This window comes from Flagellimonas profundi, from assembly GCF_017313275.1.
In the GTDB taxonomy this organism is placed as follows: Bacteria; Bacteroidota; Bacteroidia; order Flavobacteriales; family Flavobacteriaceae; genus Flagellimonas; species Flagellimonas profundi.
This window is the reverse complement of the sequence record NZ_JAFLNM010000001.1, coordinates 1472427-1490874: the sequence shown is the minus strand read 5'-3', so window position 1 is coordinate 1490874 and position 18448 is coordinate 1472427. Positions and strand designations below refer to the sequence as shown.

The 18448-nt window shown below is 43.0% G+C and carries 13 protein-coding genes; 2 read left to right on the top strand and 11 right to left on the bottom strand.

Annotated elements, in window-relative coordinates; genetic code table 11:
• Positions 1–10: 10 nt before the first annotated feature.
• The 5 genes from J0654_RS06925 to purL all read right to left on the bottom strand — a co-directional run bounded on the left by J0654_RS06925 (position 11) and on the right by purL (position 9842).
• Complete coding sequence (locus J0654_RS06925; RefSeq protein ID WP_207027083.1) at positions 11–1201, bottom strand: acetyl-CoA C-acyltransferase; 1191 nt, start codon at positions 1199–1201, stop codon at positions 11–13.
• A gap of 85 nt (positions 1202–1286) precedes the next feature.
• Complete coding sequence (locus J0654_RS06920) at positions 1287–3692, bottom strand: 3-hydroxyacyl-CoA dehydrogenase/enoyl-CoA hydratase family protein (RefSeq protein ID WP_207027081.1); 2406 nt, start codon at positions 3690–3692, stop codon at positions 1287–1289.
• A 14-nt stretch (positions 3693–3706) separates the two neighbouring features.
• On the bottom strand, positions 3707–4156 hold the full coding sequence (locus J0654_RS06915; protein WP_207027079.1) for a MarR family winged helix-turn-helix transcriptional regulator: 450 nt from the start codon (positions 4154–4156) through the stop codon (positions 3707–3709).
• 124 nt (positions 4157–4280) lie between these two features.
• Complete coding sequence (locus J0654_RS06910) at positions 4281–6050, bottom strand: AMP-dependent synthetase/ligase (RefSeq protein ID WP_207027077.1); 1770 nt, start codon at positions 6048–6050, stop codon at positions 4281–4283.
• 126 nt (positions 6051–6176) lie between these two features.
• A complete protein-coding gene (gene purL / locus J0654_RS06905; RefSeq protein WP_207027075.1) occupies positions 6177–9842 on the bottom strand; it encodes a phosphoribosylformylglycinamidine synthase in 3666 nt (1221 codons plus the stop codon).
• Positions 9843–10385: 543 nt separating this feature from the next.
• Here purL and J0654_RS06900 point away from each other — a divergent pair.
• Positions 10386–11978, top strand: a complete 1593-nt coding sequence (locus tag J0654_RS06900; protein WP_207027073.1) for an amidohydrolase — start codon at positions 10386–10388, stop codon at positions 11976–11978.
• 45 nt (positions 11979–12023) lie between these two features.
• Here J0654_RS06900 and J0654_RS06895 read toward each other — a convergent pair whose 3' ends face one another.
• Positions 12024–13238, bottom strand: a complete 1215-nt coding sequence (locus J0654_RS06895) for an RsmB/NOP family class I SAM-dependent RNA methyltransferase (RefSeq protein ID WP_207028004.1) — start codon at positions 13236–13238, stop codon at positions 12024–12026.
• A 59-nt stretch (positions 13239–13297) separates the two neighbouring features.
• On the opposite strand from J0654_RS06895, the gene J0654_RS06890 reads away from it, so the two are divergent.
• Entirely contained in the window at positions 13298–14329 is a 1032-nt protein-coding gene (locus J0654_RS06890; protein WP_207027071.1) for a WD40/YVTN/BNR-like repeat-containing protein, read from the top strand.
• Between the two features lie 58 nt (positions 14330–14387).
• Here J0654_RS06890 and J0654_RS06885 read toward each other — a convergent pair whose 3' ends face one another.
• From J0654_RS06885 to J0654_RS06865, 5 genes are all read right to left on the bottom strand, one after another.
• Entirely contained in the window at positions 14388–14741 is a 354-nt protein-coding gene (locus tag J0654_RS06885; RefSeq protein WP_207027068.1) for a DUF6515 family protein, read from the bottom strand.
• 111 nt (positions 14742–14852) lie between these two features.
• Entirely contained in the window at positions 14853–15293 is a 441-nt protein-coding gene (locus tag J0654_RS06880; RefSeq protein WP_207027066.1) for a hypothetical protein, read from the bottom strand.
• The gene (locus J0654_RS06875; RefSeq protein WP_207027064.1) at positions 15286–15819 is read right to left on the bottom strand and encodes a hypothetical protein; all 534 of its coding nucleotides are present in this window, start codon (positions 15817–15819) and stop codon (positions 15286–15288) included. The genes J0654_RS06880 and J0654_RS06875 overlap by 8 nt, the downstream gene beginning before the upstream one ends.
• Positions 15820–15852: 33 nt before the next feature.
• Positions 15853–16395, bottom strand: coding sequence for an RNA polymerase sigma factor (locus tag J0654_RS06870; protein WP_207027063.1), 543 nt, complete (start codon positions 16393–16395; stop codon positions 15853–15855).
• Between the two features lie 228 nt (positions 16396–16623).
• Complete coding sequence (locus tag J0654_RS06865) at positions 16624–18447, bottom strand: ABC transporter ATP-binding protein (protein ID WP_207027061.1); 1824 nt, start codon at positions 18445–18447, stop codon at positions 16624–16626.
• Position 18448: the final 1 nt, after the last annotated feature.

Below are 18448 nucleotides of genomic sequence, written 5' to 3'. Positions count from 1 at the left end.
TTAGTAATTTTTAGTTTAGGAATTCGAATATACCTGCGGCACCTTGCCCAGTACCCACGCACATTGTGACCATGCCGTATTTGCCTTTCATGTCGCGCTTTCTCATTTCATCAAAAAGCTGAACGGACAGTTTTGCTCCGGTACATCCGAGAGGGTGTCCAAGTGCTATGGCTCCTCCGTTCACGTTTACGATGTCTTGGTTGAGGCCAAGTTCACGGATAACAGCCAAGGACTGTGAGGCAAAAGCTTCATTCAGTTCAATAAGATCTATTTGGTCTTGTTTCATCCCAGCTTGCTTTAAAGCTTTTGGGATGGCTTTTACAGGCCCAATGCCCATTATCCTTGGTTCCACGCCAGCTGCAGCATAGTTCACCAAACGGGCAACTGGTTCCAGGTTCAATTCTTTCACCATTTCCTCGCTCATTACCATTACAAAAGCAGCACCATCACTCATTTGTGAGGAATTCCCGGCAGTTACACTGCCTCCTTCGGCAAAAACCGGTCGCAACTTGTTCAAGGTTGGGATATTGGTTCCTTTTCTTGGACCTTCATCTTTGTTGACGGTGTATGTTTTGGTTTCTTTTTTCCCTGCCTCGTTCACAAAGGTGTGCTCCACCTCAATGGGAACAATTTGATCTTGAAAACGGTCCTCTTCTTGGGCTTTCAAAGCTTTCATATGGGAATTAAATGCAAATTCGTCCTGATCTTCGCGGGACACCTTGAATTGTTTGGCTACAGCTTCGGCTGTAAGCCCCATGCCCCAATAGTAATCTTCATGGCCTTCTTTGGCCGTGGCGTAATCCGGGGTTGGTTTATAACCTCCCATGGGTATGTAACTCATACTTTCAGCACCACCGGCGATAATACAATCAGCCATTCCAGATTGTATTTTTGCCGTAGCTATTCCTATGGTTTCCAATCCTGAGGCACAATAACGATTAACGGTAACGCCAGGTACGTCTTCTATCTCAAGTCCCATTAAGGAGATGAGCCTTCCCATGTTCAGACCTTGTTCGGCTTCTGGCATGGCATTTCCGACGATAACGTCATCAATACGTTTTTTGTCCAGTTGAGGGAGCTCGTTCATCATGTATTCGATGGTTTCGGCCGCCAGTTCGTCTGGTCGCTTAAACCTGAACAGACCTTTTGGTGCTTTGCCCACGGCCGTTCTATATCCTTTTACTATATATGCTGTTTTCATTTTTCTTTGGATTCTGTGTTTATCGGATTTTTGGAGGGTCAGTTTGCTTTATCGATCAATCGACAAATCTAACGTTCCAAATCATCTAATTTCTAAGTGGTTTTCCTGTTTTCAACATGTGCTGGATACGTTCCAAAGTCTTTCTTTCGGTACATAGCGATAGAAATGCTTCTCTTTCCAGATCCAATAGATATTGTTCGGTTACCATTGTCGCTTCAGAAAGATCACCACCTGCCATTACATAGGCCAGTTTATCGGCAATCTTTTTGTCGTGCTCCGAAATGTAATGTCCAGCTTCCATGGAGTCCGTTCCCACCAAGAACATACCCAAGGCCTGTTTTCCAAGTACTTTGACATCTTTTCGCTTTACCGGCTTGGTGTAACCTGCATCTGCCATAAGTTTGGCATAGGCCTTTGCCGTTGCGATCTGACGGTCTTTATTGACCACGACTACATCTTTTCCTTTTTGAAGGATGCCCAAGTCATAGGCCTCATAGGCCGAAGTTGAAACTTTGGCCATTCCGATAGTAAGGAAATACTCTTGAAGCACATTGAGTTCTACATCGTTTTTTCTAAACGTGTCCGAAGCGCGAAGTGCCATTTCTTTGGAACCACCTCCACCAGGAATCACACCAACGCCGAATTCCACCAAACCGATATAGGTTTCGGCCGCGGCCACAACTTTATCGGCATGGAGCGAAAGTTCACAACCACCGCCCAAACACATACCGTGTGGTGCGGAAACTGTTGGGATGGATGAATATCGCATGCGCATCATGGTGTCTTGGAACATTTTGATGGCCATGTTCAGCTCATCGTATTCTTGTTCTACGGCCATCATAAAAATCATTCCGATATTGGCACCAACAGAGAAATTTGCGGCTTGGTTACCAATGACCAATCCTGCAAAATCCTTTTCAGCTAAATCTACAGCTTTGTTCAAACCAGCTAGTACATCGCCGCCAATAGTGTTCATTTTGGATTGAAATTCACAGTTAAGGATCCCATCACCCAAATCTTCGATCACAACACCGCTGTTTTTGAAGACTTCTTTAGTTTTTCTGATGTTGTCCAAAATGATAAACGCATCCTGACCTGGAACTTTTTCCATGGTCTTTTTAGGAATATCATAGAAGTAGGTATTCCCTTCTTTCACCGTGTAGAACGAATCAATCCCCGCTTCTTTCATTTCGGAGACCCACGGAGCAGCTTCCAAAGCTTCCGCCTTGATGAATTCAAGACCTTTGTCGAGTCCTACGGCATCCCAAATTTGGAACGGTCCATGCTCCCAACCGAAGCCGGCCTTCATGGCATCATCTATTTTATATAATTCATCGGTAATTTCAGGAATACGGTGGGTAACATAAGCGAAAAGTGCTCCGAAGCTCTTTCTGTAGAATTCTCCCGCCTTGTCTTTACCATCAACGAGTACAGGGAAACGGTCAATTACCTTATCGATGGTCTTTGTGAGCTCCAAAGTGGCGAATTTAGCACTCTTTTTGGAGCGGTAGTCCATGGTATCCAAATCCAATGTCAGGATTTCGCTTTTGCCATCGTCGCCTTTAATTTTTTTGTAAAATCCTTGTCCAGTTTTACTACCCAACCATTTGTTGTCCATCATGGTTTGGATGAAATCGGGCAATTGGAAGAGCTCATGGCGCTCATCGTCCTTACAGTTTTCACTGATTCCATTGGCCACATGTACAAGGGTATCCAGTCCTACCACATCCACGGTACGGAAAGTGGCGGATTTAGGCCTTCCGATGACGGGACCTGTCAATTTATCGACTTCCTCGACTGTCATTCCCATTTCTTTTACCGCGTGGAAGAGACTTTGAATACTGAATATTCCGATGCGGTTACCTATAAACGCAGGGGTGTCTTTGGCGACCACCGAGGTTTTGCCCAAGTATTGCTCACCATATCCGTTTAGGAACTCTAAAACCTCATTGGAGGTTTTTGGACCAGGTATAATTTCGAAAAGTTTTAAGTATCGGGCAGGGTTGAAAAAGTGCGTACCACAGAAGTGTTTTTGGAAATCATCGCTTCTCCCTTCGCTCATAAATCGGATAGGAATACCTGAGGTGTTCGAAGTAATCAACGTGCCAGGTGAGCGGTGTTTGTCCAAATTCTCAAATACCTGCTTTTTGATGTCCAATCGTTCCACTACCACTTCAATGATCCAATCTACTTTGGCCACTTTGGAAATGTCATCTTCCAAGTTTCCTGTGCTGATTCGATCAGCGAATTTTTTGTGATAAATAGGGGAGGGTTTGGACTTTAATGCAGATGCGAGCGATTCGTTCACCAAGCGATTGCGGACCGCTTTGTCTTCCAAGGTAAGCCCTTGGGCTTTTTCCTTGTCGGTCAGTTCACGAGGAACTATATCCAATAAAAGAACTTCGACCCCAATATTCGCAAAATGGCATGCAATGCCACTTCCCATTATTCCGGAACCGATTACGGCAACTTTGTTTATATGCCTTTTCATGTGCGATTTATAAATTAATTATTAGTTGTTTTTGTATAGATTTTTTTATCTGTAATCAGCTTGTTGATGGTTTCTATGATCCTAAAGAAACCCACCAAATCTTCTTGTGTGGTATTTTCTTTTACCACTTCATTGAAACGCAGCACCACTTCTTTGGACTCCTCACGTTTTTCCAAACCCAGTGGTGTTAAATAAATCAGGACTCCACGTCCATCCTTAGGATTACGTTTACGCTGAATGTAACCTCTTTGTTCAATATTTTTTAAGATTCTTGACAAACTAGTTGCTTCCATTCCCATTTTTGGTCCTAAGGTGGTACTTGGTGTACCTCCTTTTGGATCAATACTTAATAAGGTAAATCCAATGGCCATTGTAAGCCCGTAGTTTTTCGCTTCCTCATTGTACATTTTGCTAACAGCCTGCCAGGTGGCCCTAAGGGCATAATCAATGGTCAAATCTTTCATAGAACTGGTTTGATCTTCTCAAATATATAAAAATTTATTATGCATGCATAATAAATTTAGATTAAATAGTAGCAAAAAAAAAGCCTGCAATGTGCAGGCTTTATATTTTGATGAAATGGATGGATCAATGTCCGTAAATATCATTGTACAGGGATGTGTATTTTTCCTTGACAATTTTTCGTTTAAGCTTCATGGTAGGGGTGAGGTGGCCTTCTTCCACGCTCCAAACATCGGGGGTTAGTCTAAACTGCTTGACTTTTTCCCATTTGGCAAATTCTTGATTGGCCCAATCCACTTCCTCTTGCACGCGCGCAATTACTTTCTCATTTTTAACTATTTCGGTATTGGATCCTAAATTAAGATCATGGCGTTTGCCCCACTCCTTTACAAATTCGAAGTTGGGTTGGATCAAAGCGGCGGGCATTTTTTCACCTTCTCCCACAACCATGATTTGTTCTATGAACCGGGATTGCTTAAAGCGGTTCTCCAACAATTGGGGAGCAACATATTTTCCACCGGATGTCTTGAACATTTCTTTTTTACGATCCGTAATGCGTAAAAACCCTTCTGCATCGATCTCACCTATGTCACCCGTATGAAAATAGTCGCCTGTCATTACTTGAGCAGTTCTTTCGGGGTCTTTGTAATAGCCCATCATTACATTGGGTCCTTTGCATAGGATTTCTCCGTCTTCTGCTATTTTTACTTCGACCCTATCTATAATTTTACCTACAGTTCCAATTTTCCAACCTCTATTTCGTTGGTCGTTTACTGCAATCACGGGTGAAGTCTCCGTTAGTCCATAACCCTCCATCACAGGCATATCAGCAGCACCGAAAATACGTGCTAATCTGGGTTGGAGCGCAGCACTACCAGAAACCATTACAGATAAGTTTCCACCAAGACCTTCCTTCCATTTACTGAAAATCAATTTTCTGGCAAGTCCTAATTTTTTTCCGTACCACCAACCATTTGCACCATAAGGTTCAAATTTAAGTCCCACTTCTACGGCCCAGAAGAACAGTTTCTTTTTTATGCCCGTGAGCGCAGCTCCTTTGGCAATGATGGCGTCGTATACTTTTTCCAATAAACGAGGCACCACGGTCATTACATTGGGCTTTACCTCCTTGATGTTATCACTGATTTTGTCCAGACCTTCGGCAAAGTAAATTTGGATCCCGCAATATTGATAGAGGTAAAGAATCATTCTTTCGAAAATATGGCAAACGGGTAAAAAGCTTAAAGCGACCCCGCCGGATTCAAAAGGTACCCTTTCTTCACTGGAAATTACATTGGATACAATATTATCGTGCGAAAGCATTACTCCCTTTGGTTTACCTGTTGTGCCAGAGGTATAAATCAAGGTGGCCAAATCTTCAGCCTTGACCTTAGCTTTTAATTTTTCAACTTCTTCTTGATTTGATGTGTCAGCTCCCGATTCCAACAATTCTTTCCAATTTTTACAATTTTCAAGTTCATTGAAGGAATATACTTCCTCAAGATTTTTAATCTTTGAGCTTACGGCAAGTACCTTTTCCAGAACCTCTTCACAGGACACAAAACAATATTTGGCCTCGGAATGGTTAAGGATATATTCATAATCCTCTTCCGAAATAGTAGGGTATATCGGAACCGTCTGAGCACCGATCTGAAGGACACCAATATCCATTATGTTCCATTCCGTACGATTGGTCATGGAAATAATGGCAATCTTATCGTTTGGTTTAACACCCATACGCAACAAAGCCCTACTCACCGCATTCGCTTTGTTAATGTACTCCTTTGTGGATGTACCGATCCATTTGCCGTCACTTTTGGTGACCAATGATTTTTCTAAGGGGTATTTTTCAAGCTGATAATATGGGAAATCAAATAATCGGGTAACGGTTTGCATAGTAAGTATGTGTAAAGCGTTTGCAAAATAGCAAATCAGCCTTTAAGAATGAAACAGATTTAACAATTACCTAGGGTAAAATTTGCAAAATCCCCAATTTTTAGCTTACGAAAGTACTATTTAATACTAATCTTCCAAGTTCTCCAACCATTCCCTGGCATTCACAAATGCCTGCAGCCAAGGGGTAACCACATCGGTTCTACCCTTTGGGTAGTGGGCCCAGTTCCATGGGAAGGTGGATCGCTCTATGTGTGGCATGGTCACCAAGTGTCTACCTGTTTTATCGCAAAGCATGGCAGTGTTGTAATCACTTCCGTTTGGATTTGCCGGGTAGCCTTCGTATCCATATTTTGCCACAATATGGTATTGATCTTCCGTATGTGGTAGACTGAATTTACCCTCACCATGACTGATCCATACACCCAAAGTGGTTCCGGCCATGCTGGAAAGCATCACTGAATTGTTTTCTTGGATCTTTACTGAAGTAAAGTTGCTCTCGTGCTTATGGGAATCGTTATAGGTCATTCTACCATGGGTTCCGTGTTCTGGATTGATAAGGTCCAACTCCATGAACAATTGGCATCCGTTGCAAATCCCTACGGATAAGGTATCTGGCCTTGCAAAGAAGTCCTTTAAAGCCTTATTGGCCTTTTCGTTGTACTTAAAAGCACCTGCCCAGCCTTTGGCGCTCCCCAATACATCGGAGTTGGAGAAGCCACCTACCGCACCGATGAACTGGATATCTTCCAAGGTCTCCCTACCTGTAATAAGGTCGGTCATGTGTACATCTTTCACATCAAAACCGGCCAAGTACATCGCATTGGCCATTTCACGCTCGGAATTACTTCCTTTTTCGCGAAGAATGGCTGCTTTGGGTCTTTTTGAGGTCGGAACTTCCGGTATAGTACCATTAAATTCGGTTGGGAAACTATATTGCAAGGGCTGCTCCTTGTAGTTGTCATAGCGGTCCTTGGCCAAACCATTGGCGGTTTGCTTGTTGTCCAACAAATACGAAGTTTTGAACCAAGTATCACGCAAGGAGGTAATGTTCAATCCTATTTCAACACCGTTGTTTTTGATTTTCAAGGTGCTTTCTGATGTTGGGGCACCTATTTTGGAGAATTCAACCCCTGCAGCTTTCAATTTATTTTCTACCGAAGCATCTTTAGCCTGGAACACCACACCAATATTTTCAGAGAACAATAGTTTGATGATGTCCTGCTCGTTCAAACTGGATAAATCCAAGTTGGCGCCCAAATCGTTGTCTGCAAAGCAAAGTTCCAACAAGGTGGTAATCAAACCACCTGATGCCACATCGTGACCTGCCAATAGCTGACCATCTTTGATGAGTTCTTGCAAGGCGTTGAAAGCGGTTTTAAAGTATCCCGCATCCAAAACGGAAGGAGCTTCGTCTCCAATACCGTTCAAAATCTGAGCAAAGGAAGAACCACCCAGTTTATGGCTATCTTTGGATAGGTTGATGTAGTAAATATCACCGCCATCTTTCTGTAAAACAGGCTCCACCACTTGGTTGATGTTATTGCAATTGGCTGCGGCGGAGATAATAACCGTCCCTGGAGACAGTACTTCACCATCCTTATATTTCTGTTTCATGGAAAGCGAATCCTTTCCAGTGGGCACATTGATGCCCAAATCTATTGCAAATTCCGACAAGGACTCCACGGCCGAATACAAACGGGCATCTTCCCCTTCATTTCTGCAAGGCCACATCCAGTTAGCTGATAGGGATACGGATTGTAGACCATTTTTTAACGGTGCCCAAACTATATTGGTCAGCGATTCCGCTACACTGTTTCTGCTTCCCGCAACAGGGTCTATCAAAGCGGAGATTGGGGAGTGGCCAATACTGGTGGCAATACCTTCCTTTCCTTTAAAATCGAGAGCCATTACACCACAATTGTTCAAGGGCAACTGTAAGGGTCCTGCACATTGTTGCTTTGCAACGCGTCCGCCAACACATCGGTCCACTTTATTGGTCAACCAATCTTTACAGGCAACCGCTTCCAATTGCAGTACTTGCTCCAAATAGTCGTGGAAATGTTCCAGGGAATAAGCAAGTGCTGGATATTTTTGTTGGGCGGTCTTATCCTCCATAATCGTTTTGGGAGAGCTTCCGAACATATCGGAAAGTTCCAGGTTCATTGGGGTTTCACCCGTTTTGCCAGAAGTAAATTTGAAGGTGTGGTCGCCAGTAACTTCGCCCACATTGTACATTGGGGATCGTTCACGGGCCGCAACTCGATCCAAAAGGTCCAAATCTTTTTCGCCTATCACCAATCCCATTCGTTCCTGGGACTCGTTTCCGATCAACTCCTTTTTGGAAAGCGTAGGGTCTCCAACGGGCAACTTGTCCGTATCTATCGTACCCCCTGTTTCCTCCACCAATTCAGATAAACAGTTAAGGTGTCCGCCGGCTCCATGATCGTGAATGGAAACGATAGGGTTGTCATGACTTTCAAACAATCCGCGAACGGCATTTGAAGCTCGTTTTTGCATTTCAGGGTTGGAACGTTGTACCGCATTCAACTCAATGGCAGAACTAAATTCACCAGTATCTGCGCTGGATACGGCAGCTCCGCCCATTCCAATACGGTAGTTGTCACCACCTAGAACAACTATTCTGTCTCCTTTATGTGGAGTATCTTTTAGGGCTTGGTCCTTTTTTCCGTAACCAATACCTCCGGCCATCATAATTACTTTGTCAAAGCCCAATTTTCGTGCTTCTTCCTCATGCTCAAAGGTTAGAACTGAGCCAGCGATCAAGGGTTGACCGAATTTATTTCCAAAATCGGATGCACCGTTTGATGCTTTGATCAAAATATCCATCGGAGTCTGGTACAACCAATCCCTTTCTTTCATTCCTTTTTCCCACGGACGGTTTTCCTCCAAGCGAGAGTAGGAAGTCATGTAAACGGCTGTTCCCGCCAACGGCAAGGATCCTTTTCCTCCGGCCAAACGGTCCCTGATTTCGCCCCCTGACCCTGTCGCAGCGCCGTTGAATGGCTCCACAGTGGTTGGGAAGTTATGGGTTTCCGCTTTTAACGAAAGCACCGAATCAAACTCTTTTTCTTCATAAAAGTCCGGCCTGTCCGCACTTTTGGGTGCAAACTGGACCGCTTTAGGCCCTTTAATAAAAGCAACATTGTCCTTATATGCCGAAACAATATCGTTGGGGTTGGCTTCGGATGTCTTTTTGATCAGTTTGAATAGGGAAGAGGGTTTTTCTTCTCCATCGATCACAAAAGTTCCATTGAAAATTTTATGTCTGCAATGCTCGGAATTCACTTGACTGAAACCAAACACTTCGGAATCCGTCAACTTACGGTCCAATTTTTTGGCCAATCCTTCTAAGTATTCCACTTCTTCAACGCTCAACGCCAATCCTTCCTTTTCGTTATAAGCAGCAATGTCATCAATCTCTTGGATGGCCTCTGGAACAATATCTATGGTGAACAAATCCTGTCCCAAAGACCTGTATTTTTGGGAAAGCATTGGATCAAAATCATTAAAACCCTCTTCAACGGCATGGAATTCCTCGATTCGGATAATTCCTGTAATGCCCATATTTTGGGTGATTTCGGTGGCGTTGGTACTCCAAGGAGTCACCATGGCGGCACGGGGCCCAACAAAAAAGGCGTCGAGTGACGCCGCTTCAATCTTAGGCTGGTTGCCAAACAACCATACCAGTTTGTTAGTGTCTTCCTGAGCGATTTCCTGAGCGGTTTGGACGGCAAAAACCTTGGTAGCCTTGTCCCCAAAAAAATGGATCATACAATCTTTGCGTTGAACGGTTTAAGAAAGTGCAAATTTACGATTTTGTAACGTAATCCATCCTACAGAAAAGGTGTTTTGTTAACGAAGTGCTGTTGATAGCGCATTCATCCATCCAAAAGAGGGATAGGTCAATTCCGCATCCTATATAAATTTCTTCTTTCTTAGGTTTGAATCCATATGAAACCCATTAAAAAATCAAACCATCAGGACAAATGGGTGAAAGCTATCTTGGTTGTCTTGGTCTATATCGTTATTGTAATTCTACTGAATGATGAACAGGAGTGGCGTAATTTTCTGAAGCACTTTCTAAAAAACATAATCAGGAGTATTTTTTAATGATTGAATTCCGCATCGCACTTCGACTATACCCAGTAACCGTTCGAAATGACAGCTTGGGGGTGCAGGATGATGTCATTCTAAGCAAAAAGACGAATCTTTACTAACCTATATGGTCAAACAATCCAACATTCCAAAGTTTGGCACGAATTGAAGTTGTTTTTCCTATCTTAGGAGCATAATAGCTAACTCAAAACCAACCTTATGAAAACAACTAAAATCCTGTTATCAGGGATTATGCTGTTCGTCGGAGTAGCCACTTCAACAGCACAGAAAAAGTACTCCAAAAATCAAGTCAAAAAACTTAAAGCCGAGGTAGAGGCCATCGTGGAAGCCAATAAAAAGCAGACACAGGTCATGGTGGACAAAATTTTCAGTTTTGCCGAACTGGGCTTTCAAGAAGAGGAAAGTTCCAAATACCTTACGGGCATCTTGGAAGATAATGGCTTTACCATTGAGCGTTCCATTTCCAATATCCCTACAGCGTGGTTCGCTACTTGGAGCAATGGGGAAGGGCCTGTTATCGCATTGGGCAGTGATGTGGATTGTATCCCAAAAGCATCCCAATACCCCGGTGTGGCTTACCACAAACCCATTGTGGAGGGTGCTCCTGGTCACGGAGAAGGCCATAACTCCGGGATTCCATTGAACATCACATCCGCATTGGCCGTTAAAGAGGTGATGGAAAAAGAGGGCATTGGGGGCACCTTGATTCTTTGGCCTGGAATTGCCGAGGAATTGGTGGCTGCCAAAGCATGGTATGTGCGCGATGGCCTTTTTGATGATATTGATATGTGCATTTTTACCCATGTGAGCAGTAACTTGAGTGTTTCTTGGGGACCTACCCGGGGAACTGGACTGATTTCCGTGGAATATATGTTTGAAGGTGAAGCCGCACATTCTGCCGGAGCTCCTTGGAGGGGACGCAGTGCCTTGGATGCCGCGGAACTTATGAATGTGGGATGGAATTACAAAAGGGAGCATTTGCACCCATTAAAACGTTCCCATTCCATTTTTACCGATGCAGGAGACCAACCCAATGTGGTGCCCTCCAAAGCTGGAATTTGGTTCTACTTTAGGGATGTGACTTATGAGGGAATTATGGAAATGTATGCCGAGGCCAACGATATTGCCAAGGGTGCGGCCATGATGACCGGAACTACAATGACATCCCGTGTGTTGGGTACAGCATGGCCAAGACACTACAACAAAGTGATTGCCGAGACCATGTACGAAAACATTAAGCAAGTAGGACTCCCGGAATGGACAGAGGCGGACCAACAACTAGCTAAAGCGGTTCAAACTCAGGTTGAATCCAGAAAAATAGAAGGGCTGCCTACCGAATTGTCCGAAATAGGCCTACCAGTTTTGGAACCTGTTAGCGGAGGTTCTGATGATATCGGAGATATTTCTTGGAAAGTGCCTACGGTTACCATGCGTTTTCCATCGAACATACCTGGATTACCTGGCCACCACTGGGCAAATGCTATCGCTATGGCTACACCGATCGCACATAAAGGGGCAACCGCAGGGGCAAAAGCCGAGGCTATGACCATTATGGATTTCTTGTTGAAACCAGAACTATTGACCCAAGCTTGGGATTATTTCAACAATGAGCAGACCAAGGAAACAAAATATGAACCTATGATTTCTGCAGATGATATGCCACCAACCTTCTTGAACAAGGATAAGCAGGATATGTTCCGACCAGCTTTGGAAGCATTCTACTATGATGAAACCAAGTATGATACCTATTTGGAACAATTGGGTGTGGAATATCCTACGATAGAGGAATAGGAACTTACTCCAAGATAAGTTGAAGCCCTGAAGGTCGAAAGATTTTCAGGGTTTTTTCTTCAATAAGGCCATATAAAACCCATCAAAACCCGTTTCCGAAGCAAATACGTTTCGCTCTCTAACGAACTCAAAATCCTTTCCACTTTCGGATTCCAAGAACTTTTTGACCTGTTCCGAATTTTCTTGTGGCAGAATGGAGCAGGTGGCATAGACCATTTGCCCTCCTTTTTTCACCATTTTACTGTAGTTCTGAAGAATATCTTGTTGAACTACCATTATCCGGTCTACAAATTCGGGTTCCAGTTTCCATTTGGAGTCAGGGTTTCGTTTGATCACCCCCAAACCTGAACAGGGAGCATCGAGTAATACACGGTCGGCACTATTGTGAAGTTTCTTGATTACTTTGGTGGAATCGATCACTCTCGTCTCTACATTGTGTACACCATTTCTTCTGGCTCGTTTCTTTAGTTTTTTCAATTTACTTTCATAAATATCCAAAGCAATTAACTGTCCTTTGTTCTGCATTTGAGAAGCTAGGTGAAGGGTTTTTCCACCTGCACCCGCACAGGCATCTATCACACGTTGTCCCGGTTCTACCTCCAAAAATGGAGCGACCAACTGGGAAGAGGCATCCTGGACTTCGAACAATCCATCTTTAAAGGCCTGGGTCACAAAAACATTTTTCCGCTCAACAAGCTTCAAAGCATCGGGATAACCCTCTATAAACTCGGTCGCGATATCTTCTTTGGCCAAAAATGATTTCAACTGTGGCTTAGGTACCTTGAGCGTATTGGTTCGTAGAATTACGTCTGCTTGTTGATTTTGGGCGGCAATTTCTTTGGTCCAAAGTTCGGTGCCCAACGATTTTTCCCCGAGTTCATCCATCCAATCGGGAATCGACTCCCTGAACTTTCGGATTTTGGATAATTCATCGAACCTACCTTTAATACGACGTTCGGGGGTGCCTTCCAACTGTTTCCAATCTGGAATTCGGATACCTCGCAATACGCACCAAACACCGAACAATCGAAACAAATGAGGTTTGCTATAAGGTTCGTGCACTTCGGCTATTTCGGAATACAGGCGTTTCCATCTAACAATATCATAGGTGGTCTCAGCTATGAATCCACGATCGCGAGAACCCCAGCGTTTATCGTAGCGCAATACTTTTTCAATCACCTTATCGGCATATTCCCCCTCGTTAAAAATCATGTGAAGGGCATCAATTACGGCAAATACCAAGTTTCTGTGTAAACGCATCATATTAAATAAGGTTGCAAAGGTATGATTTCTCCTTACTTTTGAAGAAAATAAATATCATGAGGTCCATCCTTTCCCTTTTAGTTGTTCTTGTTTTGTTTTCTTGTGCCGAAGAACCTAAAAAACAACCCTTTCAATCTGTGGAAATAACCCCGGTTTTTGAGGACACTGTAAGTATACGGGCAATCACATTTTTAGATGGTAGAACATTGGCCTTTGCAGGTAGCAATGGAATTTATGGAACAGTAGATGTAAATTCCGGAAAGGTCAGGACCAGTACACAGTATTATGATTCCATCACCCCAAGTTTTAGGGCGGTCGGAGGAACTGCTGAGGATTTTTTTATGCTTTCGGTGGAAAGTCCTGCATTATTGTATAAAACCGGTGACCAAGGAAAAATGGAATTGGTATATACCGAAGCGGGTGAGGGTGTTTTTTATGATAGTCTTGCTTTTTGGAACAATACCGAGGGTATTGCTGTTGGCGATACTGTAGATGGATGTCTCTCGATTATTATTACTAGGGATGGTGGGAATTCCTGGACCAAACTTTCTTGTTCGGATTTGCCGGAAGGTATTGAAGGTGAAGGTGCTTTTGCGGCCAGCAATAGTAATATTGCCGTACAGGGGAACAAAGTTTGGATCGGTACCACAGAGGGAAGGATTTATTTTTCCAGTGATAAAGGGTTGACATGGGAAATACAGGAAACCCCAATAATTTCGGACAAACCTACGCAGGGAATTTACTCCATGGATTTTTTTGATGAAAATCTTGGGTTTGCGATAGGAGGGGACTACACCGACCCTGAGGCCAACAAAGCCAATAAGATAAAAACAGTTGATGGTGGCAAAACTTGGGAGTTGTTAGCCGATGGCCGGGAACCCGGTTATAAAAGTTGCGTGCAGTTTGTTCCCAATTCCGACGGAGAAGCATTGGTAGCTATTGGATTTACAGGAATTTCCTATTCTTCAGATGGGGGTGCAAATTGGAAACAGATGAGCGAAGAACCTTTTTTCACGCTTCGCTTCCTGAATGATTCCACGGCTTTTGCTGCGGGAAGCAAGAGCATCGCAAAGTTGGATTTTAAATAAAAAAAGCGGTGATCTACCCACCGCTTTTTGAACTAACTAAAAACTAATCAATCAAAAACTAAACGTTCACGACCACATAGTGCCTTCCTCTTCTTTTGTACCATATGCCACGGTATTGGTATAGCCTCCTCCCATTCCTATAAAACACTTTACTGCCTCTGGGCAAGGTTCTTATTTTAATTTCCCTTGGTGCAGCCGTGACCACATATTTTTCCCCATGGGCTTTATACCATATGCCATCAGCGAAGTAATAGTTTGTTCTCTTGTGAACTATCACTCTTGGTTTGGATACTGTTCTTACCACCGTTCCATGTTTTGGATAAACCTTTACCACCATTCTTGTTTGTGCTGATGCGCCAATTATGGTTCCCAAAAATGCAGCGATGACCAAAAACACTTTCATTCGTTTCATAACATTGGATTTTTATGGGTTTCTGATGGTAAGACTGTGGTTTTTTGGAAAGGTTTAATCAAAAAAAGAAGCCCGGAGGCTTCTTATCATTTTTTGTTGATTCCATACGGGTTATCTTCCTCCACGCCGTTTACGGAACTGTTGGATCATCTGTCTCTTAAAATCCTCTTCGGCCTTCACCAACAACAATACTTTTTTGGCAGGAATTACCGTTCGTAATCTAGTCAAAAATTCCCGATCTGCTTCTTGCTTGTCAGATTGGAGGGCAAGAAGGTGGTCCAATAACATTTCGGACTCGTTTATAGAAAGCTCTTGTGCACGAACGATGTTGGCGTGCAGTTCCGCGCGTTCCTTTCTACGGATGTTCTCCATGGTTTCCTCGTGTGCGTTGTATATGGGCCAAAATTGTTGGGCCTCTTCGCTGGTCAATCCTACTTGTTCTGTAATAAAAGCCACTTTAAGTGTTTTAATACGATTACGCCCAGGCCCTTGGCCATGCATCAAAAAGGTACCGAACAACAAGGTGCAAAGTATAAGTGCTCTCTTAATCATAATCAATGTCTTCTAAATTTAATTCTTCAATGTCATCGACATTCTCATCCAAATACTCCATAATGATGTCGTCTTCCAAATCATCACCGAGTATATCGTTCAACTGTATTTCCTCCAAAGAAACCACCTCTGCAATCTCATAAGAAGTCATTTCCAAATCGGTATGCTCAAAATAAGCCTCTATTTCCGCGTTTGCCAAATCATCAAAAGTCAGGGGTTCTGGATTTGATTCCCAGGTAAGACTGAACATCACTATGAAAATTGCGGCTGTGGCAGCTATACCGTAGTACAAACGTCTATTGATCTTCAATGGAATGACCTTGGGTTCTTTTGTGTTGATTTTGGATAGAACAGTTGGTGTTACTTCATCAAAATAGCCATTGGGAACCGCAAAGCCATCGGTTTTGGGGATTATGGAGCCAGCTTCGTTCGTCTCTTCTTTTCGGATTCGGTCCATAAGCCGATCGTTAAAGCTCTCGAAGTAGCCTTCCGGTGTATTGAAACTATTTTTTTTGTCCTTTTTCATTGTGTTGTTTTGACTGCTCAACTCGTCAAAGGTTTAATTTTCTTTAAGATACGCTTCTATTTTTTTAGCCGCCAAATGGTAGGATGTCTTCAATGCACCTACGGAAGTGTCCAGTGCCTCGGAAATATCGTTGTATTTCATTTCCTGAAAATACTTCATGGTAAAAACCAGTTTCTGTTTGTCCGGCAAGGTTGCCAAGGCTTTTTGCAGTTTGAGTTGGATTTCATCTCCTTCAAAATACACATCGGCCTGAAGGTTTTCTACCATTTTATCCTTCAATTCTTGGTCGCTAATGCCCATTTTCCGTGATTTTTGCTTTAAAAATGTCAAGGATTCGTTGGTGGCAATACGGTACATCCAAGAATAAAGTTTGCTCTCCCCTTTAAACTTCTCAATATTCCTATAGACTTTGATAAAGGTATTCTGAAGCACATCATCCGTATCGTCGTGGTCGAGGACAATCCTTCGGATATGCCAATACAAGCGTTCCTTGTAAGTGTTCACCAACACCTCAAAGGCCTTTGGGCGACTTTCTCCCCTTTGCAGTTCTTGGACTAAGGTTTCCTCGGCGATCAATGTTTCTGTTGTTTGATGCTTTGACTAAGGTACGGGGAAAAGGTTTAATTTTTATTGGTGAAGGGTGAAGGGTGAAGGGTGAAGGGTGAAGGGTGAAGGGTGAAGGGTGATGGGTGATGGATGGGATGATCGTGGTCGAGAAATCTTTTTTTCAGGAGTTAGGAGCCAGAATCCAAATATCCAATCATCCATTAATCCAATTATCCAACAATCCAACTCACTGGTCTATCAAGTGAATGATTGCATCTCTACCAGCTTCTTATAATTTTTGGCGGATTTCATCAACTCTTCGTGGTTTCCCTGTTCCACGATTTCCCCTTTGCTCATCACCACAATGCTATCGGCGTTCTGGATAGTGGACAGTCGGTGTGCAATAACGATGGAGGTGCGATTTTGCATCATTTTCTCCAAGGCATCCTGAACCAATCGCTCGCTTTCGGTGTCCAGAGCAGAGGTTGCCTCATCCAAAATCATGATAGGTGGGTTTTTAAGCACTGCCCGTGCGATCGATAAGCGTTGTTTTTGTCCTCCACTCAATTTATTTCCGCTATCACCAATATTGGTGTCGTAGCCATTGGGCAAATCCATGATAAAATCGTGTGCATTGGCTACTTTGGCAGCTTCCATAATTTCGTCCATTGTGGCATTTTCCTTGCCTAAAGCTATGTTGCTCTTCACGGAATCGTTAAAGAGGATGGAGTCTTGCGTGACCAGCCCCATCAATCCACGGAGTGATTTTTTGGTAATGTTTTTGATGTTGGTCCCATCAATCAGGATTTCCCCTTTATTGACATCGTAGAATCGGGTCACCAAATTGGCCACGGTACTCTTACCACTACCTGATTGCCCAACTAAGGCTACTGTCTTGCCTTTGTCAACCTTTAGGTTGAAGTTTTTCAGTACGTAATCGTCTTCATACTTGAACCCAACTTCGTTGAGTTCTATTCCCGAGGTGAAATCTGTTTTTTCTTCGGCACCTTCAATGTTTTTGATCGGGTTTTCGGATTCGAGTATCTCCAACACACGTTCGGCCGCAGCATTTCCCTTTTTAACCCCATAAGATGCTTTACTGATAGCCTTGGCAGGGGTCAAAATGTTGAATGCCAAACCCATATAAGAAATAAATGAGGCGGCATCAAGGGTTCCTTCCAATAATACCATTCGTCCTCCAAACCATAACAGTACACCAAAAACAACAATCCCAAGGAATTCACTGGTCGGAGATGATAGGTTTTGACGGTTCAACAAGGAGTTGGAGAATCTAAAGAATCTCGATGTGGAATTTTTGAATGTATTGTAGAATTTGGATTCTGAATTAAACGCTTTGATGACCCGGAGTCCACCCAATGTTTCTTCCACAATAGAGAGAAATTCTCCTTGTTCTTTTTGGACCCTATCTGATTTTTTCTTTAGGGATTTACCGATTCTAGAAATGATCATTCCGGCAATGGGAATAAAAATGAATACGAATATGGTCAGTTTTACACTGATCAAAAACATCACAATAATCGTAAAGAGTATGGTAAGTGGCTCTCTGACAATCAATTCCAAAATAGAAAGAAAGGAGTGTTGTATTTCCAATACATCCGACGTGATTCGGGCGATTACGTCCCCTTTCTTTTTCTCGGAGAAGTAGGAGATGGGCAAATCCATGATTTTCTCGTACATCTTGTTTCGGATATCCTTCAGTACGCCATTCCTTAAAAAAGTAATGAAATACATGGCCAAATAGTTGAAGATATTCTTAAAAAGGAATAAAAACAAGATGAGTCCAACGGCTAATAGAAGTCCTTTCATGGGGTCATCACCGGAATATTGGGTCACTTGATAATTCATGTAGTCCATGAAATAATCCTTAAGCTTACCAATACTTTCCAATTTTGGGGGCTCGTTGATCTGCTGGGTCTGATCGAACAGGACATTGAGCATTGGAATAAGTGCAGCATAGGACAATGCACTAAACAATGCATAGAGAATATTGAAAAAAATATTCAGAAAACCGTATTTACGGTATGGAACCGCAAATTGGAGAATCTTTTTAAAGTAGTTCATT